The following is a 22078-nucleotide window of genomic DNA, read 5'->3' as shown; positions in this document are numbered from 1 at the left end:
CGAAACACGCTCTAAATTTTTGTTTTGTCGCGCATCTTATCCGAAAACCGGTGACCACTTTTCGGGATGCGCTTATCCGCAAGGCACCTCCAATGGCCGATGATTCCTCCCCCAAGCTCGACAAGTCCACTGAGCAATCCGCCCCCACCGGCGCCCCTGTCGCCGCCGCCAAACCTGCGGGTAATCCGCGCCGCCGCCAGCTGTTCATGATCTTCGGCGGCGTCGTGGCACTGGCTGCTGCAGCCTTCGGCGTCTATCACATCATCGAAGGCGGCAAGTCGGTCGAAACCGACAACGCCTATGTCGAAGCCTCTTCCGCTGCCGTGACGCCGCTGGTGTCCGCGCCGGTCAAGGAAGCCAATATCAACGACACCAAGCTGGTGAAACAGGGCGACGTCCTGGTTGTCCTCGACGACAGCGACGCGCAACTGGCCCTCATCCAGGCCCAGGCCCAGCTCGATCAGGTCCGCCGCCAGGTCCAGGGCTACTATTCGACCGACGCAACGCTGGCTGCCCAGACCGCCGCCGCGCAGTCTCAGGTCGCCTCGGCCCAGGCCGCCTTTGACCAGGCCCAGCGCGCCTTTGAGGACCGCCGCAACCTGGCGACCATGGGCGCTGTTTCGGGTGAAGACCTGACCAACGCCAAGACCGCGCTCGATCGCGCCCTGGCCGCCCTGAACACCTCCAAGGCCCAGGCCACCGCCGCGCAAGGCCAGCGCGCCACCAATGCCGCGCTGATTTCCGGCGGCGATGTCGAAAGCAATCCGCAAGTCAAGCTGGCCCAGGCCCGTGTCGACCAGGCCCGCCTCGATCTCGACCGCACGGTTATCCGCGCGCCGATCTCGGGCGTCATCGCCAAGAACACGGTCGAGGTCGGCCAGCGCGTCCAGGTCGGCACGCCGCTCATGACCATCGTGCCGATCGACAACGCCTATGTGAACGCCAACTTCAAGGAAGTTCAGCTGAAGAAGGTCGCCATCGGCCAGCCGGTCGAACTGACCTCGGACCTCTACGGTTCGGCCGTCAAGTACCACGGCAAGGTCTCGGGCCTGTCGGGCGGCACGGGCTCGGCCTTTGCTATCATCCCGGCTCAGAACGCTACCGGCAACTGGATCAAGGTTGTCCAGCGCCTGCCGGTCCGCGTCGCGCTCGACCCGAAGGAACTGAAGGCGCACCCTTTGCGTGTCGGCATGAGCATGAAGGCCAAGATCGACATCAGCGGTACGCGCTAAGCGAGCCTGCCCCACCACTGCATCTCGCGCTGCGCGTTATGTAGTGGTGGGCCTTATCCAAGTCTCCAATAAAGGACCTGGCCCATGTCCGGCGCCACGACCACGGCAGGCAAGCTGCCCTCTTCCGAACCCAAGCCGTTGACCGGCATAGCCCTGTGGGCGTGCGGCATCCTGCTGGCACTGGCCAACTTCGTCGCCATTCTCGACGTCTCGATCGCCAACGTCTCAGTGCCGAACATCGCCGGCGCGCTCGGCGTTTCGACGTCGCAAGGCACCTGGGTCATCACCTCCTACGCGGTTGCCGAAGCCATCGCCGTGCCGCTGACCGGCTGGCTGGCCGCGCGCTTCGGTGCCGTGCGCGTCTTCTCGACCGCCCTTATCGGCTTTGCCTTCACCTCATTGATGTGCGGCCTGGCGCCTAATCTCGACGTGCTGATCCTGGGACGCGTCCTGCAAGGCCTGTGCGGCGGCCCGCTGATGCCGCTGGCGCAAACCCTGCTGCTGACCATCTTCCCGCCGAAACTGCGCCCCGTCGCCATGTCGATTTGGGCCATCACGACCTTGACCGCGCCGATCGCCGGACCGGTCCTGGGCGGCACCCTGTGCGACAATTTCGGCTGGGGCTCGATCTTCCTGGTCAACATCCCGATTGCCCTTGGCGCCGGCTTCCTGGTCTGGCGTGTGCTGTCGCGCTACGAGACCAAGACGGTCAAGGCGCGCATCGACTTTATCGGCCTCGCCCTGCTGGTCCTGTGGGTCGGCGCGTTGCAGCTGATGCTCGACCTCGGCAAGGAGAACGAATGGTTCTCGTCGCCGCTGATCATCGGCCTGGCGGTCACGGCCCTGCTCGGCTTCATCGCCTTCGTCATCTGGGAACTGACCGACGACAACCCGATCGTCGACCTGAGGATATTCCGCCACCCCGGCTTCTCACTGGCCATGGTCTGCATGGCGATGATGATCGGCTCCTTCTTCGCCATCAACGTGCTGGGGCCACTGTGGATGCAGGGCAACCTCGGCTGGACGGCCAGCTGGGCCGGCAATGCGACGGGCGCCATCGGCATCCTGGCCATCTTCGCCGCCCCGATCGCCGCGCAGCTTGCGGCCCGCTACGACCCGCGCAAGATCATCTTCTTCGGCGTCATGTGGCTGGCCTTCATCACCTTCATGCGCGGCCAGGCCACGACCGACATGAGCTTCACCAGCATCACGGTGTGGATCTTCCTGGCCGGCGCAGGCATGCCCTTCTTCTTCATGCCGCTGATCCAGGTGTCGATGGGCTCGGTCCTGCCCCAGGAAGTCGCCTCAGCGGCGGGTCTGCAGAACTTCATCCGCACCATGGCGGGTGCGGTGGCGACCTCCTTCGTCACCACGGCTTGGGAAAACTCGGCCAATGCCAACCACGCCAAGATCGTCAATCACCTGCCCAATGCCGAAGCGGCGGTGCAGACAATGACGCAGCAAGGCATGCCGCACGAAGTGGCGCTGGAAAGCTTCAACCGTATGGTCGAAAGCCAGGCCCTGATGATCGCCACCAATGAGATGTTCATCGGCGCGGCCGTCGTCTTTGCCCTGTGCGCCTGCCTGGCCTGGACCCTGCCCCGGCCCAAGGGCCCGGTCGATATGGGCAGCGCGCATTAATCTGGTCGCAATGTTTAAGCCAAAAACCGCTGCACACTTTTTGGCACATTGCTTCTAATCTGGTCGCAATGTTTAAGCCAAAACCGCTGCACACTTTTTGGCACATTGCTCCGGCGCTGCAACAGAACCCTCGTCCCCCCCGACGAGGTGTCACGGTGGACCGTGACGGAGGGAGCGGCTTCCCGGCCCGCTCCCTCCTTTTATTTTGAGCATGGCTCACTGGCAAATTGTGATCACATTTGTTATCGCTTGGCTTCTAACGGAGCTGTCCCATGACCCAAAACGCCGATCTCGCCGCCCGCCGTGCCGCTGCCGTACCGCGCGGCATTGGCCACGCCACCTCGCTTTATGCCGGGCGCGCCGAAAATGCCGAGCTGTGGGACGCCGACGGCAAGCGCTTCATTGACTTCGCCGGCGGCATTGCCGTGCTCAACACCGGTCACCGCCACCCGAAGGTGCAGGCCGCAGCGCTGGCGCAGATGAATGCCTTTACGCACACTGCCTTCCAGGTCGTGCCTTATGAGGCCTATATCGCCCTCGCCGAGCGCCTGAACGACCTGGCGCCCGTCGCCAAGCCGGCCAAGTCGGTCTTCCTGACGACCGGCGCCGAAGCCGTCGAAAACGCCGTCAAGATCGCCCGTGCCTACACCAAGCGCGATGGCATCATCGCCTTTACCGGTGGCTTCCATGGCCGCACCGCCCTGACCTCGGCCCTGACTGGAAAGGTCGTCCCTTACAAGAAGGACCTGGGGCCGCAGCAGCCCGGCATCTATCACCTGCCCTTCCCCGTAGAAGCGCACGGTATCGACGTCACTGACACCTTGAAAATGCTCGACTACCTGTTCAAGGCCGACATAGCGCCGGACGCGGTCGCCGCCATCATCATCGAGCCCGTCCAGGGCGAAGGCGGCTTCCTGATCACCCCGCCGGAGCTGATGCAGACATTGCGCAAAATCTGCGACGACCACGGCATCCTTTTGATCGCCGATGAGGTCCAGACCGGCTTTGGCCGCACCGGCAAGCTGTTCGCCATGGAGCATTACGACGTCAAACCCGACCTGATGACCATGGCCAAGTCGCTGGCCGGCGGCTATCCGTTGTCGGGCGTCGTAGGTCGCGCCGAGGTCATGGACGCCCCCGTCATCGGCGGGCTGGGCGGCACCTATGGCGGCAACCCGGTCGCCTGCGCCGCCGCCCTGGCCGTGCTGGATGTCATCGAAGAGGAAAAGCTGCTCGACGGCGCCAATGCCCAAGGCGCGAAAATCAAGGCGCGACTGGAAGATCTGAGCCGCCGCAATGGCATCGTCCCCATGACCGCCATCCGCGGCCTGGGCGCCATGATCGCCTTCGACATCGTGACCGAGCGCGGCAGCCACACACCCGATGCCGCCGCCGCCAAGTCCGCCTGCATGAAGGCGCAGGAGAACGGCCTTATCCTGCTGTCATGCGGCGTCTATGCCAATACCATCCGCATCCTGTGCCCGCTGACGGCCTCAGACGCCATCCTCGACGAAGGCCTCGACAAGCTGGAACGGGCGCTTAAGGTTTAGCTCAAGGCTCTGACGAAGATGTTGGCCGTCAGACGCCCGCGTCGCGGATCGGGGCTAAAATTGAAATTTTCGGGCACGATCCCCGTATGCAGTATGCGTCCGGGATAGATGGCTGCGCGATTAAACCGCGCCTCAACGCTCGCCAATTCAATAAATCCGCTACGATCCCCCGAATGATAGCCGCTGGGCACGCCGTATTCACGGATATCTGTTTCGCGCGCCTGGGCATAAGCCTCCAAACGGGCGTCCGTCAGAGTCTCAAACCCCGTACGCGCATGCTTGTAGAAGGCAGTGCCGCCGCTCGGCCCCTTTGAGAGATAGTGGATAATGGCAAAACCATCGGCCGTATGGTGGTCAAAATGCGGTATTTTTTGCAGGGGTTGCAGATCATCCGGCTGCAGGGTCATCAGGGAAAACCCGGCGTCAAGAATGTCGTATTTGCGAATCCCGTAGACATCTTCCATGATACCGGCAAGACCACGGCACACTGCCTCGACATACGCGAAACTTTCCAGATCCTGTGGCGTAATGCGATGACGCAATCCGGGATAGTAGTGCCCCTTCTGCGCTGGAAAAGGCGCCAGATCGGTGGCAATCTGGACAATCTCGTCCGGGTTCTGAAAGAAATTGTCGATAACGACGATGGGAGTCTGCTCTTCCCCGATCCGGATAGTCTGTACCGACATGCCCTACTCCATATACAAGCTCGACGTTTTAGACTCAAATCAACGCCCATTGCAAACCTCGCCGCACGCCCTCTGAAATTTCAAGAAAATCGAACATCGCGTCATGACCACACATCTGCCTGACCTCGTTTTCAATGCTGATGCCCGTATAGAAATTCTCAGGGTCGGGGACAGTGAGGAACCCGTCGTGGTCGTCGACAATGTCCTGGTTGATCCGGACGCATTGATCGAACACGCGGCACAGGCGGCTTTTGATCTTCCGCCCGCCGCGTCACGCTATCCCGGGCTTGTGGCCCCGTTGCCGGACACCTACCGCAACCAGGTTGCACAACTGTTGCTCGGTCCAATGGCGGGCAGCTTTGGCGTTAACCCGGGTTTTCGCCCACCCAGCTACGGCTTTTTCGGCCTGGCGACCGTGGGGCCTGAGGCGATGACACCCGCCCAAGCCGCTCCACACATCGACTCGCATCGCCTGAACAGCTTCGCGACGGTTCACTATCTCAGCCCGGCCGCCTTTGGCGGAACGGCATTTTATCGTCACAAGGCTACGGGCTACGAGGTGGTGACACCGATCCGCAGCGATGGATACAGACGATTGCGCCGCCAGGAGCTGGAAGCGCACAAAGACAGGCCGCTGGAGGAAGTCCGCCAGCTATACGAGGAAATTGCGCACGTTGAGGCAAGGTTCAATCGCCTGATCTTTTACCGGGCAGGGTTGTTCCATTCTGCATGCCTGACGGCCGGCGTCGATTTGGGCAACACGCCTCGCACCGGTCGTTTAACCGCGAACATGTTCTTCAACACCGAGGGGCTATAACACCCGCCTCTCTCAGCCGGCTTCGCGCATCTTGAAGTCTGCGGACGCGCAGTGACGGCGGATATAGTCTTCATGCGACGGAAGATTCTTGACCCGCTCAAGCACGGCATTGCGCCAGCTTCCAAGGTGGATGCGCAAATCGTCATTGTCCATCGCATCGGCGGCTGGGTGATAGTCGTGCGGCACAATCCCCTGTCCCGTCAGAACGGCTACCCAGCTGACTTCCCGGAAAAGATCCGGTTCACGCGACAGCGTCTGGCTGGTCGCACGGAAAACATCCAGGCGGTCGCGCAGGCTGTCTGGGATAGCCATCTGCTGAACGTGACGCCAGAACGGCGTATCATCGCGTTCCGTGACCTTGTAGTGCGCGATTATGAAGTCCTTGATGTTCTCGTAGTCGTGCTCGACCTGGCGGTTATATTCATCAACGATGTGCGGATTGAATCCGTGGCGCGGGAACAGGGCCAGCAATTTGAAGGCACCCGCCTGGACCAGGTGAATGCTGGTCGATTCCAGCGGCTCGAGGAAACCACTGGCAAGACCCAGCGCCACCACGTTCTTGTTCCACGCCTTATTGCGGCGACCCGTGACAAAGCGCAGAATTTTGGGGTCGGCCTGGGGTTTACCGTCCAGACGCGACAGCAGTTTCTCGACGGCCTCATCCTCACTGATAAAATCGTTACAGAAAACGTAGCCATTTCCTGTGCGGTGCTGCAACGGAATCCGCCATTGCCATCCCGCTTCGCGCGCCGTCGCCCGCGTATAGGGCACCAGTTGATCTGCCCGTTCGCACGGCACGGCGGCCGCACGGTTCATCGGCAGCCAATGGCTCCAGTCGGTGTAACCCGTCTTGAGCGTTTCTTCGATCAGCAGCCCACGGAAGCCCGAGCAGTCGATGAACAGGTCACCTTCGATCACCCGTCCGTCGGCGGTCTGGACCGACGTAACATAGCCCGTTTCAGGATGTTGATTGACCTTTACGATCCGGCCTTCCTGGCGCACCACACCAAGCTTTTCGGAATACCGACGCAGATAGCGCGCATAAAGCCCCGCGTCGAATTGAAAGGCGTAGGTCAGGTCGGGCTTGCCAGGCTCCGATTTCACGCGGGAAAAACGGCCCTGCAGCGCAGCTTCTGTCGGTGCATTGTACTTGCCGATGTCTATGTCGCCGCCACCGCGTTCGATATAGTGGCGGAAGTAGTAGTGCTGAAATGTAAAGCCGTCGATGTCCTTGCCGAACACGCTGAATGGATGGATATAGCTGTGGCCCTTCCGGCGCCAATCGACGAACTCGATGCCCAGCTTGAATGTTGCATTGGTCTCACGAATAAAATCGGTTTCATCGAGTCCCAGGAAGGAATTATACTCAATAATCGGGGGGATGGTGGCTTCGCCGACCCCGACCGTACCGATCTCCTCGGACTCGACAAGCGTTATGTCGTAGTGGTGCGTGCTCAACGCCTTTGCGAAACACGCCGCCGTCATCCAGCCCGCGGTCCCACCGCCGACAATCACAATCTTCCTGACTACGGACTGCACGTTTATCGCTCCTGTGCCGGAACCGGCACCTTTCCAAGATACATTTCCATTGGCTTCATGGGCTCAACGATCGTGCGGATGAAACCAAGCATTTTCTGGAACTGCTGTATGGCTTCCGCCTGGTCGGTCTGATCGACCAGGGGATCATACGCGTTGGGAATCAGGCCGTGGCCCAGGAGCATGGCGATCCAGTCATCTTCTTCGAAAGCTTCGTCATCATATAGCGCCAGGCTGCCACGGGCGAAGAAGAGTTCCAGCTTGTAGCGCAGAAGATCCGGAACCTCGATATTCCGGCAATAGTCCCAGAAGGGTTGCCCGGCGCGCTGATTGAGCACGTAGTGGCATATCTGGAAATCACGCGCGCGCTCAAGAGACGCACCGACATTGCGATTGTATTCGTCCCTTTCCACCGCGCAATTGCGGTCGATGGGGAAAAGAGACACCAGATGAGAGAGGCCTATGAAGCTGGTATGGATTCGCAGGCTGTCGATAGGATCAAGTACGGCCGCAGCCTCACCGATCGCGACGCAGTTTTTTTCCCAGTAGGTTTTGCGCGTTCCGGCCATGAACGGCGTAACCGTCGCGTCGGGGTTCAGGCGCATGGACGCGACAATTCCCGCTGCCTGGAAGGCCTCGTCTTCCTTAAGGTCGACACTGGAATAGGCCTGCTGGATCGCCGTGCAATTCTGCAAAGGATACATGCCCACCCATCCGGAACGGAAGGCGGCAACCTGGCTGTAAGGCGGCAAGGGCGACATCGGAGGACCATAGGTCGTCAGCACGCGATCACAAGGCAGCATCTGGCCCCAGGACTGAAATTCGACCCCCAGTCCCTGGCCCAACACGGCGCTTTCGGCACCCGACGCATCGATGAAGAAATCGCCTTCGACTGTCTGGCCGTTCATGAGTTTAAGCGCGGTAATACGCCCATCCTCTGCGTCGCGAACGACCTCGGCCAGCCTGGCAACTACGTGGTTGACCTTGCGTTCCAGGGCAACGGTTTTCAAAACATAGCAGTAACCCGTCGCCCCCAGGTGGTAGGCATAGTTGCAGTTCGCAAAGCCGTCTGTCTCATCACCTGGAATAAAGAATTTCCCCCGGTTGGCAGCGGCGGCATTGATCGAGAAATCGTCAAATTCCGCCTTCATGCCCTCGGCACGCGCCTTGAGCCAGAAATGATGGAAAGGCACGCGATCGATGGGCCGGCCGTAAGTCGAATAGGCATGCATGAAGGACGGGCGCGTCCTGGAGAAGTTAACAAAGCGCTGGCCCAGGGTGTAGGTTGCCTGGCAGGCGCTCATCATCGGCGCTTCCTCAATCCCGATAAGTCGATGATAGGCTTCCTGCTGCTTCAGGGTCGGAAATACGTCACCCGGCCGCAACATGGACGGCAGCTCGATTGCCGTGATTTCAAGTCCGGCCTTACCGAAAGCCCGCCACAACACGTTGGCGGCCAGCCATAACGATTCGTCGCGGCCGACGATGACAACTCTGGATATGCGGGCGGACTCATCCATTGACAGCATCCTGCAGCATAACTTTGCCCGTGGGATCGAAACAGTAGTCTTTCAAGAACTGCTCGTGCGTCGGCAAGACGTCGACATTAACCCGGACGCGCTCGCGCACCTCCGTCAGTGTCTCAAGAACATTGTCCAGGCTCATATTGTCGACCTGGCGGTCATAATTGTTCGGCAGGACACGTTGCCCCGCATAGACGGCGATCCAGCTCGGCGGCGCAAAGAGTCCGTCCTTGTAGCGATGGATATGACCACGATGGCGGAAGGTTTCCATCTTGGTTGTAAGTGTATCAGGCACCGCCATTTCGCGAACGTAACGCCACAAGCCCGTCGGATCCTCTTCAGGGGGCTTTTCATTCGCGTGATAGTGCAGAATGAGGAAGTCGCGCACCCGCTCGTATTCAATATCGATCAGGCGGTTAAATTCGTCGATGAGCTTGGGATCAATTGTTTTCGACGGGAACAGGCGCATCAGGAAATTGGTCGCGATCTGCGCCAGATAGATACTGGTCGATTCCAATGGCTCGAGGAAGCCGCTGGCCAAACCAATTGCGATACAGTTCTTATGCCACGATTGCTGGCGACGGCCGGCCTGGAATTTAATCAATCTGGGATCGGCCTGCGCCTTGCCATCCAGGCCTGACATCAAGACTTCGGCTGCCCGGTCTTCGGTCGTGAAACGGCTGGAGAAGACATAGCCGTTGCCTGTACGGTGCTGCAGCGGAATACGCCAGGTCCAGCCCGCTTCCTTTGCAGACGCCCGGGTATAGGGCGTAAAATCACCGGCCCGGTCACATGGCACGGCGAGGGCACGGTCACATGGTAACCAGGGCGTCCAGTCCTCCCAACCCATTTTCAGCGTCTGGCTGATCAGCACGCCCCGGAAACCGGAGCAATCGATGAACAGGTCTCCCTCGATGACCTCGCCCGAGGCCAGGGTCAGGGACTGTATATAGCCATCTTCCGGCCGCAGCGTCACGTCGACAACCTTGCCCTCGGTACGTTGCAGACCGCGGGCAATCGACCATTTTCTCAGATAGCGCGCGTACAGGACCGCGTCGAAATGATAGGCGTAGGCAAAGGTCGAGCGGACGGAATTATCATCTTCAGACGGAAAATCGAACTTCAGGTGCCGGCAGGCTGAAATAGCGAAGGAATAGTCCTGCAGGTCGGAATCATATCCGGATTGCCGGGCACGGAGCCAGTACTGGAAGAGCGGCACACCGTTGATAGCCTGGCCGTGGATACCGAACGGATGGATATAGCTGTCGCCATTGCGCGCCCAGTTGCAGAAATCGATACCGAGTTTGAAGGTCGCATTGGTTTCACGCATGAACTCGGGCTCATCGAGTTCGAGAAAATCGTTGAAACTTTTCACCTGAGGCAGCGTCGCCTCACCGACTCCGACCGTACCGATTTCATCCGATTCGATCAGCCGAACCGTGCAGAACTCCGGCTTAAAGGCCTTGTTGAGCGTGGCGGCTGTCATCCAGCCCGCCGTTCCGCCTCCCAGAATAACGACCCTTAACGGAACCTGGCTCATATCGTTCGCTTCCCGGCGGTTGATGTGTCACCGTTTAGACGGTTTTGCTTTTTTAATAAAGACCGACTGCAACCTAATGGTCAAGAACAGTTCTTATCTCATATAAAAAGCGCGCTGCCCTTTCGGACAGCGCGCCTTTATTTATTAACACAAGTATAGACTTAGTATTTCAGGCGGATAGACGCCTGGATACGACGGTCATTCTTGAACCAGGAGTACGGCAGCAGCAGTTGAGCGTTCGTACCGCCGTTAGACGTCGGACCATCGACTTGCTGGAGCAATACCGTTTCCGATTGCAGCAGGTTCGAGCCTTCCAGCGACACTTCGATATTCTCGTTGAGGCGATAAGCCACACGACCATCGAGGTAGCCAATGGCTTCTTGCCAGATCGGGAAGACCGCGCAGCAGTCTTGAGCCGTGACCATATACTGCGAGCGCCAGTTGTAGGCGAGACGTGCCGACAGCTTGCCCTTTTCGTACATGCCTACCAGGTTGAAGGTGTCGTCAGACAGGCCTTCGAGCGGCAGGCCAGTGAAGCTCAGAGCCGCCAGCGACGTACCGCCACCGGTGGTGCCCGAAGAGCCGTCGCCCGAGTTGACGACAACGCCCGAGCCCTTGATGCCGCTGTTCGACAGGTGGGTCCAGTTGGTCTGGATACCAAGACCGTCAAACGGAGCCGGCAGGCTGTCAAAGAACGACTGGTAGGCGACTTCGAAGCCCTTGATGGAGGCGCCGTCCCCGTTGATCGGACCGTTGACCTGTACTTGACGGGTCTGACCATTGTTGGTGAAGTCCGTGAAGTAGCTGCCGTACTGTATATAGTCGTGGAACTTCTTGTAGAACAGGTTGAACGTCATAGACCCTGTCGAGGAGAAATAGTTTTCCACCGACAGATCGAGCTGATCCGCAGTCACCGACTTCAGGTAGGGGTTGTTCGCCGAACCGGTGAAGCGTGTCTTCGTCTGCACGATAGCGCCGGAGCTGTTGCAGGTAAAGGCACCCGTGGTTGGGTTACAATCCAGTGTCGCATTCGTCGCAGACGGCAGTGCCATCCCCACGCTGGTGTACTTCTTCAGGTTACCGATATCAGGACGCGACATGGCCTTCGAAGCTGCAAAGCGCAAGAACCACTCGTCGGTCAAGCCAAAGCGAACGTTGAAGCTCGGCAACCAGTTCTTGTGTGTGATGCTTGCCGTTTCCAGAGCTGTACTTGGCGCCATAAACGCACGATCGGCGGCCGAAACGTAGTAGGTGATGCTCGGACGGAAGATACCGCTGCCGGGTGCCGTCTCAACCAGCGGAGTCGTATCATAGGTGACACCGCTATTGTAGTTGGTCCCGCCGGTGCTCTCGTTGAAGGTTTCCACGTAGCGGAGACCGACGTTGCCGGTCACGGTCACACCGTTGAAGATCGTAGCGTCATTACCGCCAAACTTCAGCTGAATATAGGCAGCCTTGGTTTGCTCCTGGACCTGGGCAACTTCCGCCGGACGGAAACAGCCGTCAGTTTCGCCGCTCCGCATGCAGATCGGCGCCCAACCATTAGTATTGTTCCCGCTAGTGTCGAGAGGCTTGTAAGCCTGGTTGCCAAAGGTGTTGGCGAAGCCTTCACGATCCTGCAGGACAGAGGTCAGGATAAACGGAGCCGTACTGACATTGGTTGCACCACCGCCGTAGAAATCTTCGTCGAAGGTGTAGTTGCCGTATGCACTCTGGCTCGGGAATTTCGAACCATTGACGTAGAAGTTGTCACGGTCGTAGTTCGTCCAGTTGTTGACGACGGCCTGCCAGTTGTAGGTCGACCAACGCACGGTCTGCTCACGATCAGCGAAACGGACACCGGCTTTCAGAGTGTTAAGCCAGGGCGAATCGAAGCTGTAAGCCAGGTCAGCACGAACGGCAAAGGACTTGCCTTCCGAGTCCGTCACGTGATCCATGATCCATGGTACGCGATAGTTGTCCTTGTTGGTGATACCGCCCGGTGCCAGGTACCAGCCCACTGCCGAATCTGCGATTTGCATGGTCGGATGGTCGCCCGAGAAATCGAGCTTGGCCGTCGCCCAGGTCGTCAGCTGAGTCGAGATGTCGTAGTTCTCTTGCGTCGCTTCAACCGCCTGAACGTCGAAGTTCAGCTTCAGGCGATCCGTCGGATCCCACTTGAAATTGAACGACAGGTCACGCGTGTCATTGGTGGAGTCGCTCCAGCGCGTGTCGTTCGAGTAGGACGTAGCGCGTTGCGTGGCCGGGCAGGAAGTCGATGCTTCCCACGAATAGCAAGTGCGGGCCAGGCCATTCGGCGAGGTCGAGCCGGTCGGGTTCTGGAAGGAACCATACCACGCACCATTGGCGTTGACGAGGCTGCCGGTCTGGAAGAAACCGTTGCTGTCAAAGGTACAGGTGGTGCCCGTCAGGCATTGCACGTTGTCCGCACCAGACACGAAATCGATCTGCTGGGCCCAAGCATCCGCTCCGGTAGCAGCCGTTGCGACATACTCTTCCCACTTTTCAGTCTTCTTCGACTGATTGTACTGAAGCGAGGCAAGCATCGTCTTGGAGTGATTCTGCCACTGGCCGGCCAGGGCAATACCCGTACGGACGCGGTCATAAACGTTGTCGCGCAGCGACACAGTCATTGGGAAGTAACGCTTGGCGCTCGTGCCCCAGACGCCCGAGTTGCTGTATGGGACAATACGGCCGAGTTGGACGCCTTCGGAGTTGGTGTAAATCCCCGAATGCGCAGCGTTGATCATTATGCCGAACTCGCCGGCGCTGGTGTCAAAGCGGTCCGCATAGATGCCCGAGATGGCAGTCGCGCCCTTTTCGACCAGGTCGCCGTAGGTATATTCGGCGGTAGCGGCCAGGACACGGCCCTTCTGGTCGAACGGCAGACGGGTACGGAGGTTGATCGTGCCGGCGATGCCGCCTTCGATCAGTTCCGCGGTCTGGTTCTTGTAAACATCGACGCCGCCCATCAGTTCCGGCGAAACGTCGGACCAGGACAGACCACGGTTCGAGTCGGCAGTGAAGATGTCGCGGCCGTTGAATTCCGAACGGACCTGCTGCAGGCCGCGAACGACGACGCCCGACGGTTCAGCCGAGAAGTGGGCCGTATCGCCGGTAGCGGCGAAGCGGTTGACGGTGATACCGGCGACGCGCTGCAGCGCTTCGGCAACCGACTTGTCCGGGAACGAACCGATGTCGTTAGCCGTGATCGAATCGACGACGGTATCGGCGTCCTTCTTGATCTGCTGGGCGCTCTTCAGCGACTTGCGGACGCCGGTGACAACAACTTCGTCAGCGCCGTCAGTAGTCTTTTCCTGGGCCATCGCGGACGACGCCGTAACGGCCATAGCCGTTAGCGCTACCAGCGATACGCTGCCCTTTAAAAGCTTCAGCCCAAAGGCCGCGCTTCCAGTTTTCTTCATATTTGTTCTCCCTAGTTGCTCTGGCCGCCATTACCCGATGCGGCGGCAAAGACCGAATTAGCCAATTGAAATCGCCTCACGGGCGACGTCCTCATTTTTATTAATGATCAACTGCAGGTACAGAATCATTCTTAAGATTCTCACCTGGCCGCCCCGAGATTTGACCTTGCCGTCAATGAAATCTGGGGTTTTTTATACGGACCGGTGTTTTGCTACCCTTCAGCAGGACGTGCTTTCTTCCCGATTAATTATTTCATCTTTATTAGATATCCAAAGGGCAGGGTAAAAGCTAGGCAAAATATGACGAAACTGCGAAAACAGCGGCAGATAATGGCATGAATGTCACACTTGACGCGCTTCTTTGAAAACGATTTTCAATAAGCTTCAAAACGCCCCGCCCTTTTGACGACAGCGTTAAAAAATGCTTACCGGCGCATGGCGATTGCGTGTCTTTGGTGTCACGGATAGAACGGCCACTTCCACAGTTCAGCCAAGTTACCCTTATGCTAGAAAATTTCTCCGTCCCGTCCGTTGCCATCCGCACCGACGTCACGCCCGAAATGTTCGGGCGCATCATTTTGCCGGCGGCGCAACCGATTCTGTTCAAAGGGCTGATGGACCACTGGCCGGCTGTAGCGCAAGGCCGCACGTCGGCCGAAGCGGCAGGCACCTACCTTAAGGCTATGGACACGGGCCGCCCGACCACGGTGCTGGAAGCCGGTAGCGTTACCAAGGGACGTTTCGCCTACGGCCCGGACATGCATGACTTCAATTTCAACCGGAAGGTCCGGTCGGTGAGCGAGGGCATCGACCAGATTCTGGCGCTGATCGGTCATCCCAACCCACCCTACGCCTATATCCAGTCCACTCCGGTCGCCCAGCACCTGCCGCGTTTCGCCGTCGAAAACGTCAACCCGCTCCTGCCACCGTTCGTGACGCCGAATATATGGATCAACAACCAGACGCGCGCCCAGACACATAATGACAACGACCACAATATCGCCTGCGTGGTCGCTGGCCGCCGCCGCTTCACCCTCTTTCCACCCGACCAGGCCGGCAATCTCTACATCGGTCCGCTGGAGCATACGCCGGCGGGCCGCGCCATCAGCCTGGCCAGCCTGGAAGAGCCCGATTTCGACAAGTTCCCACGTTTGCGCGAAGCCATTGCCCACGCCCAGGTCGCCGACATGGAGCCTGGCGACGCGCTTTACGTGCCGCGCTACTGGTGGCACCACGTCCAGTCGCTCGACCGCTTCAATGTGCTGATCAACTACTGGTGGGGCACCCCGCCCAACCCGCTGGAGAATCCCGTCACCTGCTTCAACATGGCGATCCTGGCGCTCAAGGACCTGCCAGACCAGGAGCGCGCCTACTGGAAGCAGATGTTCGACGATTACATTTTCCGCAGCAATGGCGACGCCGTGGCGCACATTCCGGTCCGGCACCAGGGCGGTCTGGGCCGGCACACCGCCGAGATCCGCAACGGCCTGATTCGCGCCCTGCAGCAAATCCTGCGGGGTTAAGCTCGCCGCGATGCCGCCATCGCCGCAGCTGCCTTTACAAGGGTGGCCTCCGACTTGGCGAAACACAGACGCAACACCGCCAGTTCACGGTCGCTGTCGCAAAAGGCGGGCAGGGGGATGGCGGCTACGCCATGGTCGCGTACCAGCCGGCCGGCATAGTCGATTGCACTTTCCGTAATGCCGGATGCCGGCAGGTCAAGATTGAGGAAATAGGTCCCCTGCGGCGGCAGGACAGCAAAACCCGCATCCCCCAGCCGCGACGCCAGAAGGTCGCGTAAGCCTTCAAGCTCGGACAGGGCAAGGGCGAAGCGTTCCGGCGCCAGGCCAAGCCCGAAGGCGACGCCGTGCTGCAGAGCCGGCGGCGTTGAAAAGGTGATGAACTGATGCGCCCGCGCCACCTGATCGACCAGGACCTGCGGCCCGCAGACAAAGCCGACCTTCCAGCCGGTCAGCGAGAAGATCTTGCCAGCCGATCCGATCTTGAGCGACCGTTCCGCCAGTTGCGGCAGGTGCAGGGCGCTCAGGTGCGGTGCGCCGAAGACAATCTGCTCCCATACCTCGTCGCTGACCAGCCAGGCGTCGTGCTGCACGCAAAACCGCTGCAGCAATTCCAGCTCGGCGCGGCTAAGCGCATGGGTCGTCGGATTGTTGGGCGTGGTGATCAGCACCAGCCGCGTCCGGTCGCTGAAGGCCGCCTCAAGGTCCGCTTCGCTAAAGGTCCAGTGCGGCGGCTGGAGCTGCACGATACGCGGCACGCCGCCCGCACGGCGGATCAGCGGCAGGTAGGCATCATACATCGGCTCGAAGACGACGACCTCGTCACCTGGCGTGACCAGCGAGAGGATAGCGGCGGACAGCGCTTCGGTGGCGCCCGAGGTAATCAGGACATTGCGTTCAGGGTCGAGCATTACGCCTTGGGTACGCCGGTAGAAGTCCGCCACGGCCTGGCGCAGCACGGCCAAGCCGCGCATCGGCGCATATTGATTGGACTGCTCCGCCAAAGCGGTAGCTGCCGCCTGGCGCACCTCGGGGAAGCCATCACTCTCGGGGAAGCCTTGGCCGAGATTGATCGCGCCGCGCGCCCGGGCTTCGAGCGACATGACTTCGAATATGCTGGTCTTCAGGCCGGCGAAAACAGGGTTCATGTGCGTGCCCATAGCGATATACCGAAAGTATATAGCGGTTTTCGGCAGAGCATGGCGACCAACAAATTTGAACGGGATGCGATCACCAGATCGCACCCCGTTCAATGCGAAGGCAATCAGGCCGGGATTCGCCTGGACGCCTTCGAACGCTGGTGGGCATTGTCGAGAATGTCGGGACGCAGCCAGCCAGCGAGGTCGTGGTCGTCCGGCACCAGATGACGCGTCTTCAGCCAGGCCTGCAGATCGGCCAGCTTTTGCAGGCGATCGGCCTCAAGCCCCAGGCGCGCGCCCTCAGCCAGGTGCGCGCCATAGGCTGTGGCCGCATCGCCCTCCTCGACCTTGCCTTCGATCGCGACGTGGCGCAGCGCCTCCCTCGGGAAGCTTTCCGCCCAGGACGCCGCCTGAAGCAGGTTGTTCAGGATACGCGCCACGACGTCCGGACTGGCCTCGATGAACGGTTCATCGGCCGTCACGGCGCGCAGTTCGACGAGGCCGGCCAGCTTTGGCTGGTTGCGAATTTCCTCGGCGGTGAAGCGGTGGACCTCATGCAGGTGCGCCGAACGCGCCAGTTCCAAGCCCTTGGCGCCAAACAGGATGGCGACATCGGTATGGCCGCCCAGCAGAGCTTCGACCTCGCGGCGGGCGATGTCGCCAAACGGCACGGACGGATGATCGGCGACCACCGGGGCAAATTCGATATCCTGGAGGGACACACCGCTCACCCGCAGCACGGTGTCCCAGGCGCGCAAAGACCGGACCTGGGCTGGTGAGAAGCTGCCCGCCTCCTTGGGCAGGGACAGGCGGCGGCCGATAAGGTCGCGCAAACTGGACACCAGCGTCTTGGGACGGGTAACCACGCTGACAGAATGCCACGTTTCCCCAAGGGCGATCAGGCGCGAGCGCCCATTCAGCCCGTGCGCCCACAAGGCGGTGGCGGCGTCGGCTTCGCGGATCAGGTTGGACAGGCTGTGGTCGAGATGTCCTTGACGCACCGACGGTGTGTCGGTTTCGCGCACAGAAACCATGCGGACGTTCTCGCGCAGGAATTCGCGTTGGAATACGCCGCGATTGGCCACAAGCCCTGTCGCGGTCAGGGTCGGGCAGCGCGCGTACCAGACCAGCGGAACATTAGCGGATGCGGCAACCTTGCTGGTAAACGTCATGGGAAATCTCCGGGTGGCGGATATTTCCTATCATTTAAGTGTAGATTTATCGTGCGAAAATTTCTGCAGCGACGATTGAGAAAAAATCACCGCTCGCTTGTGATGTTCAATAAGTTGCCCTATCGTTGCGTTGTGATCAGGGGAACAAACCAGACATGCTGTCCCAGCGCGCCAAGTATACTATACGTGTAATGCAGGAATTAGCCCGATGCGGCCCTGAACAAAGCCTGCAGGCCGGCGAACTGGCCAGCCGCATCAAGGCGCCGCAACACTTCCTGGAAGGCATATTGCTCGACCTGCGCCGCGAAGGGCTGCTCACATCGCGCCGCGGCCGCAGCGGCGGCTATACCCTGGCCAAGCCGGCCGACCTGATCTCCATCGCTGACCTGATTCGCCTGACCGACGGCCCCCTGGCACTGACGACCTGCGCCAGCCGCACGGCCTATGCGCAGTGCGAGGACTGCCCGACCCCGGATGACTGTTCCCTGCGCACCATACTGGTCGCCGCCCGCGACGCCATGGCGCGCGTGCTGGAAGGCTCTACCCTGGCCAAACCGTTTTCGGTTTAAGACTGACCGCCCCAGACATAGGTGCGCTCCTTTGCCGTCGGCTTGGCGACCTGGTCGCCCAACATGCGGGCGATGCGGAACAAAAGCTTGTGGTCGTCGAACGGCTTGGCGACATAGTCCTTGGCGCCAAGGCTCATCGCCATCTGGATGTCGCCTTTCGCCTGACGTGCCGTCAACATCAGCACCGGTATGTTCCGATAAGGCGCGGTCGCTTTCAGCCCCTGCAGGAACGAAAAGCCGTCGCGTCCCGGCAGGCCGATGTCCAGCAGGATGCCATGCGGCTTGAACTCACCGACAAGCCGCATAGCCGTGTCGGCGTCCTTGGCCTTGCACGTGTTGTAACCCGAGAGGCCCAGGCGAATCGCCACCAGCTCGGCGATATCGGGATTATCCTCTACGATCAGGATTCGGCGGGGTTCAGTCATGACTGGATCCTCATGCAGTCTTATACTTGGTTTCATTGGCCATGCGGATGGCCGCCGTTGGATCGAAGGCCGATCCGGACGGAACATTGAGCCACAGCGCCACGGCATTGAGCAGGGCGGCGGGCATGATGGGCTTGGCCAGCATGGCGTTCATGCCGGCAGACAGGCAGGCCTGGAGGCGCGCGTCGCCACCTGCCGCGGTCAGCCCCAGGACGGGCGCATCGGCATTGAACGGGCAACCGCTGCGGATGGTCCGGACGGCGGCAAAGCCGTCCATGACCGGCATGTTGATGTCCATAAGGATTAGATCATAGGGCGCGCGCTGGCTGGCCTGGACCGCATCGTAGCCGTTGATGGCGACGTCGATCTCATGGCCATAGGGAGTCAGGAGGTTGCCCAGCAGGTCGGTCACGGCGTCCTGGTCATCGACCACCAGGATACGGCCCGGCCGGTGCGCAACCGCAACCGGCGCCGTATGCATCTGGTGCATGTCGGGCAACGGAATTTCAAACCAGAACTCCGATCCTTCGCCCAGGGTACTGTTGACGCCGATCGCTCCGCTCATCAGCTCGACCAGTTGCTTGCAGATCGACAGGCCAAGCCCCGTGCCGCCCGGCATGTCATGGGCGCTGCGGTCGACCTGGCTGAAGCGCTCGAACAGCCGCGCCTTGCCGGCTTCGGAGATGCCGGGCCCGGTATCGCGGACCGAGACGCGCAGGCGGTCGCCTTCACGGGATTCGAACTGGGACAGCGAGATGGTGACACCGCCGGTTTCGGTAAACTTGATGGCATTGCCGACAAGGTTCAGCAGCACCTGATGCAGGCGGCCATCGTCGACGAGCGACTGGGGCGCCAGGGTTTCCGCGCCTTCGACCGAGATCGTCAACCCCTTGTTGCCGGCCTGGAGCGACAGAAGATCGGCGACCTCGGTGGCGATGTCGCCCACCGACGCCGGCGCCAGGTCAAGCTCAAGCTGGCCTGCTTCCAGTTTCGAATGATCGAGAATGTCGTTGATCAGGTTCAGCAGGCCCTGCCCCGCCGAATGGATGCGCTGGCTGTGGCGGCGCAGGTCGTCATTGCCGGCCAGGAGGTCGCGCAGCAAGGCCGAGAAGCCGATGATGCTGGTCAGCGGCGTGCGCAGTTCGTGGCTCATATTGGCGAGAAACTGCGCCTTGGCCTCGGCGGCGGCATTGGCCTCGATACTGGCCTGGGCCAGGGCATCCTCGGTCGCCTTCTGGTGCGAGATGTCGCGCACCACGTCCTGAAAGGCGACGACGCGCTCGCCTGTCTTGTCCAGGATGGGCGATGGATGCGCCTCGGCCCACACGACATAGCCGTCCTTGTGCATGGCGCGATAGCGGACGCGCAGGCCTTCTTCCCAGTTCTTGTTCCGGACATAGACGCTATAGGCGGCAAAGGTCGCTTCGCAGTCATCGGGATGGATGACGTCGCGGACATTGCGGCCAAGCAGCTCATTGGGCTGGTAGCCCAGAATCTTTTCGACGGCGGGGGAGATATATTCAATACATCCCGAAAGATCGAAAATCGTAATAATGTCATTCGATTCATCGGCCAGCAGCCGGTAGCGCGCCTCGCTCTGCTCCAGCCGTTCCTGATTGCGCACAAAGTTGGTGACATCACGACAGATACCGAAAAGGCCGGTTACCTCGCCGCCAGGCGCGCGTTCGCAGATGCCATGGACCTGAACGATGCCGAGGCTTTCGCCGCGCAGTAGACGCGCGCGGTAGGTAAAGCTGCCGCCATCGGCCAGGGCGCCGTTCATCGCCCGCCTGGCCATCTCCCGGTCGTCCGGATGGTACAGTTCCACGACGTCGTCGAGCAGCGGCGCCTTGATCTTCGGGTCCTGTCCGAAGATGGTGTAGACCTCCGGAGACCATTGAATGTCTCCAGTCGCCAGCTGGTACGACCAGTGGCCAACATTGGCCAGCTTTTCGGCCATTTGCAGATAATCGCGGTACTGGCGCAATTCACGGCGGGCCTTGAGCTGTTCCTGCTCGAACAGACGGCGTTCGCGCGCGGGAAACAGAGCGATGTGGGTCAGGGTGTTCGCGCCATGCGCCACCGCCTGGCGTGCGCTCAAGAGGACGGCCAGGGTCTGGCCGTCGGCCAGCCTCAGGTCCAGAGACACCTCCTGGACGCTTCCGGCCAGGGCAAGCTGGGGCGCGACGCGCGCCTTGTAGATGAAGAAGGACGCGCGGGTCAGCAGGCTGCCGATATTGGCTTCCTTGAGGGCTTCGGGCGCTAGGCCGGCCATGTCGCAAAAGCTGGCATTGGCGCGCACGATCCGGCCGGCGTCGTCACAGACGACCAGGCCGCACGGGCTCAGGTCGAACAGTTCCGCCGATGACGCGGCCTCGCCTGCACGGACAACGGCATTCAGGTCCATCAGGCGGCCTTCTCCATGCGCGTGTCCAGCCAGGCCGTCATCGCTGCGCGCACGGCGTCGGGGTCGCTGAGATGCGGATAGTGGCCGCGGGTGTCGAGCATGACGTGGTCGCTGCCGCGAATCTGCGCGTGCATGAATTCGCCGACCTGGGGTGGCGAGATGATGTCTTCGCGGCACTGCATGACCAGGGCCGGCGTGGTGACGGCGGCCAGGTCGGCACGGTGATCAGACAGGAAGATGACCCGGGCGAAATCGTGCATGATGTCGGGATCGTTGCTGACGAAGTAGCTTTCCAGCTCTGCGGTCAGTTCCGGACGGTCGGCATTGGCCATGACCAGCGGCGCCAGGTAGGACGACCAGCCCTGCAGCGACATTTCCAGAAAGGCAAGAAGCTCCTCGATACCTTCGCGGTCGAAACCGCCCTGGTAGCCGTCGAGATTGAGATAACACGGCGACGAGCCGAGCATCATGATGCGGCTGAACAGGTCGGGGCGTTTGCGCGCTGCCAGAAGCATGATCATGCCGCCGACGCTGTGGCCGATGGCATCTACGCTTTTGAGATCGGCCGCTTCGATGATCTCGATAAAATCGTCGGCGTAACTGTTGAGGGTGGCGTAACGCGTCCGGCCGTAGGCGCTGAGATCGGACTGGCCCGAACCGACGTGGTCAAACGTCACGACCTTGCGCTGTGCTTCGAAATGGCTGGCGATATGGCGCCACATCGTCTGGTCACAGCCATAACCATGCAAGAAAACAAGCGGCTGGTCGCCACGGCCGCTGATATTGACGGCATTTCGTTTGAAGACAGACATGTAGCACACCGGAATACTTTCCCGGCATGATGCCACTTCAGGGTTATGATCGTCTTAAAACGTGACGTCGTGTCGCTGCGGTCA

At 60.4% G+C, this 22078-nt stretch carries 16 protein-coding genes; 6 read left to right on the top strand and 10 right to left on the bottom strand.

The annotated features are described in order from the left end of the window. Positions 1-92 precede the first annotated feature (92 nt). The 3 genes from AC1DON_RS06215 to gabT all read left to right on the top strand — a co-directional run bounded on the left by AC1DON_RS06215 (position 93) and on the right by gabT (position 4423). Positions 93-1232 carry an EmrA/EmrK family multidrug efflux transporter periplasmic adaptor subunit gene (locus AC1DON_RS06215; protein ID WP_476933888.1) on the top strand — a complete coding sequence of 380 codons (1140 nt, stop codon included), beginning with the start codon at positions 93-95 and terminating at the stop codon, positions 1230-1232. Between the two features lie 84 nt (positions 1233-1316). Further along, entirely contained in the window at positions 1317-2873 is a 1557-nt protein-coding gene (locus AC1DON_RS06210; protein ID WP_476933887.1) for a DHA2 family efflux MFS transporter permease subunit, read from the top strand. Between the two features lie 272 nt (positions 2874-3145). After that, the gene (gene gabT, locus AC1DON_RS06205; protein WP_476933886.1) at positions 3146-4423 is read left to right on the top strand and encodes a 4-aminobutyrate--2-oxoglutarate transaminase; all 1278 of its coding nucleotides are present in this window, start codon (positions 3146-3148) and stop codon (positions 4421-4423) included. Here gabT and AC1DON_RS06200 read toward each other — a convergent pair. Further along, the gene (locus AC1DON_RS06200) at positions 4420-5109 is read right to left on the bottom strand and encodes a DUF6445 family protein (RefSeq protein ID WP_476933885.1); all 690 of its coding nucleotides are present in this window, start codon (positions 5107-5109) and stop codon (positions 4420-4422) included. The genes gabT and AC1DON_RS06200 overlap by 4 nt on opposite strands. A 103-nt stretch (positions 5110-5212) precedes the next feature. Between AC1DON_RS06200 and AC1DON_RS06195 the strand changes: the two genes are divergently transcribed. Then, positions 5213-5926, top strand: coding sequence for a DUF6445 family protein (locus AC1DON_RS06195; protein ID WP_476933884.1), 714 nt, complete (start codon positions 5213-5215; stop codon positions 5924-5926). Between the two features lie 12 nt (positions 5927-5938). On the opposite strand, the gene AC1DON_RS06190 is transcribed toward AC1DON_RS06195, so the two are convergent. The 4 genes from AC1DON_RS06190 to AC1DON_RS06175 all read right to left on the bottom strand — a co-directional run bounded on the left by AC1DON_RS06190 (position 5939) and on the right by AC1DON_RS06175 (position 13950). Further along, positions 5939-7465 (bottom strand): tryptophan halogenase family protein, encoded by a 1527-nt coding sequence (locus AC1DON_RS06190; RefSeq protein ID WP_476933883.1) that lies wholly within the window; start codon positions 7463-7465, stop codon positions 5939-5941. A gap of 2 nt (positions 7466-7467) precedes the next feature. Beyond that, positions 7468-8982 (bottom strand): tryptophan halogenase family protein, encoded by a 1515-nt coding sequence (locus AC1DON_RS06185; RefSeq protein ID WP_476933882.1) that lies wholly within the window; start codon positions 8980-8982, stop codon positions 7468-7470. Next, on the bottom strand, positions 8975-10525 hold the full coding sequence (locus AC1DON_RS06180; RefSeq protein ID WP_476933881.1) for a tryptophan halogenase family protein: 1551 nt from the start codon (positions 10523-10525) through the stop codon (positions 8975-8977). Before AC1DON_RS06180 ends, AC1DON_RS06185 begins: the two co-directional genes overlap by 8 nt. A gap of 161 nt (positions 10526-10686) precedes the next feature. After that, the gene (locus AC1DON_RS06175; RefSeq protein WP_476933880.1) at positions 10687-13950 is read right to left on the bottom strand and encodes a TonB-dependent receptor; all 3264 of its coding nucleotides are present in this window, start codon (positions 13948-13950) and stop codon (positions 10687-10689) included. Between the two features lie 503 nt (positions 13951-14453). Here AC1DON_RS06175 and AC1DON_RS06170 point away from each other — a divergent pair. Further along, entirely contained in the window at positions 14454-15473 is a 1020-nt protein-coding gene (locus AC1DON_RS06170) for a cupin-like domain-containing protein (RefSeq protein WP_476933879.1), read from the top strand. On the opposite strand, the gene AC1DON_RS06165 is transcribed toward AC1DON_RS06170, so the two are convergent. Further along, entirely contained in the window at positions 15470-16618 is a 1149-nt protein-coding gene (locus AC1DON_RS06165) for an aminotransferase (RefSeq protein WP_476933878.1), read from the bottom strand. The two genes, AC1DON_RS06170 and AC1DON_RS06165, sit on opposite strands and share 4 nt — an antisense overlap. A 116-nt stretch (positions 16619-16734) precedes the next feature. Further along, a complete protein-coding gene (locus tag AC1DON_RS06160) occupies positions 16735-17781 on the bottom strand; it encodes an ABC transporter substrate-binding protein (protein WP_476933877.1) in 1047 nt (348 codons plus the stop codon). 155 nt (positions 17782-17936) lie between these two features. Here AC1DON_RS06160 and AC1DON_RS06155 point away from each other — a divergent pair, with 155 nt between their 5' ends. After that, positions 17937-18350, top strand: coding sequence for an RrF2 family transcriptional regulator (locus AC1DON_RS06155; RefSeq protein ID WP_476933876.1), 414 nt, complete (start codon positions 17937-17939; stop codon positions 18348-18350). Here AC1DON_RS06155 and AC1DON_RS06150 read toward each other — a convergent pair. Genes AC1DON_RS06150 through AC1DON_RS06140 form a run of 3 tightly spaced genes read right to left on the bottom strand, consistent with a single transcriptional unit; the run spans position 18347 to position 21994 of the window. Further along, the gene (locus tag AC1DON_RS06150; protein WP_476933875.1) at positions 18347-18775 is read right to left on the bottom strand and encodes a response regulator transcription factor; all 429 of its coding nucleotides are present in this window, start codon (positions 18773-18775) and stop codon (positions 18347-18349) included. The two genes, AC1DON_RS06155 and AC1DON_RS06150, sit on opposite strands and share 4 nt — an antisense overlap. Before the next feature lie 10 nt (positions 18776-18785). After that, positions 18786-21182 (bottom strand): PAS domain S-box protein, encoded by a 2397-nt coding sequence (locus AC1DON_RS06145; RefSeq protein ID WP_476933874.1) that lies wholly within the window; start codon positions 21180-21182, stop codon positions 18786-18788. Further along, positions 21182-21994: an alpha/beta fold hydrolase gene (locus AC1DON_RS06140; protein WP_476933873.1), complete on the bottom strand. Its 813-nt coding sequence runs from the start codon at positions 21992-21994 to the stop codon at positions 21182-21184. The genes AC1DON_RS06145 and AC1DON_RS06140 overlap by 1 nt, the downstream gene beginning before the upstream one ends. Positions 21995-22078 lie beyond the last annotated feature (84 nt).

Source organism: Asticcacaulis sp. P4_H10 (assembly GCF_056400965.1).
The sequence above is the reverse complement of the archived record's forward strand: the minus strand, read 5'-3'. Positions and strand labels throughout refer to the sequence as shown.

Bases quoted from the DNA above. Each gene is read 5' to 3' on its own strand.
- AC1DON_RS06215 (WP_476933888.1), top strand. From the start codon at position 93: ATGGCCGATGATTCCTCCCCCAAGCTCGACAAGTCCACTGAGCAATCC.
- AC1DON_RS06210 (WP_476933887.1), top strand. From the start codon at position 1,317: ATGTCCGGCGCCACGACCACGGCAGGCAAGCTGCCCTCTTCCGAACCC.
- gabT (WP_476933886.1), top strand. From the start codon at position 3,146: ATGACCCAAAACGCCGATCTCGCCGCCCGCCGTGCCGCTGCCGTACCG.
- AC1DON_RS06200 (WP_476933885.1), bottom strand. From the start codon at position 5,109: ATGTCGGTACAGACTATCCGGATCGGGGAAGAGCAGACTCCCATCGTC.
- AC1DON_RS06195 (WP_476933884.1), top strand. From the start codon at position 5,213: ATGACCACACATCTGCCTGACCTCGTTTTCAATGCTGATGCCCGTATA.
- AC1DON_RS06185 (WP_476933882.1), bottom strand. From the start codon at position 8,982: ATGGATGAGTCCGCCCGCATATCCAGAGTTGTCATCGTCGGCCGCGAC.
- AC1DON_RS06180 (WP_476933881.1), bottom strand. From the start codon at position 10,525: ATGAGCCAGGTTCCGTTAAGGGTCGTTATTCTGGGAGGCGGAACGGCG.
- AC1DON_RS06175 (WP_476933880.1), bottom strand. From the start codon at position 13,950: ATGAAGAAAACTGGAAGCGCGGCCTTTGGGCTGAAGCTTTTAAAGGGC.
- AC1DON_RS06170 (WP_476933879.1), top strand. From the start codon at position 14,454: ATGCTAGAAAATTTCTCCGTCCCGTCCGTTGCCATCCGCACCGACGTC.
- AC1DON_RS06165 (WP_476933878.1), bottom strand. From the start codon at position 16,618: ATGAACCCTGTTTTCGCCGGCCTGAAGACCAGCATATTCGAAGTCATG.
- AC1DON_RS06160 (WP_476933877.1), bottom strand. From the start codon at position 17,781: ATGACGTTTACCAGCAAGGTTGCCGCATCCGCTAATGTTCCGCTGGTC.
- AC1DON_RS06155 (WP_476933876.1), top strand. From the start codon at position 17,937: ATGCTGTCCCAGCGCGCCAAGTATACTATACGTGTAATGCAGGAATTA.
- AC1DON_RS06150 (WP_476933875.1), bottom strand. From the start codon at position 18,775: ATGACTGAACCCCGCCGAATCCTGATCGTAGAGGATAATCCCGATATC.
- AC1DON_RS06145 (WP_476933874.1), bottom strand. From the start codon at position 21,182: ATGGACCTGAATGCCGTTGTCCGTGCAGGCGAGGCCGCGTCATCGGCG.
- AC1DON_RS06140 (WP_476933873.1), bottom strand. From the start codon at position 21,994: ATGTCTGTCTTCAAACGAAATGCCGTCAATATCAGCGGCCGTGGCGAC.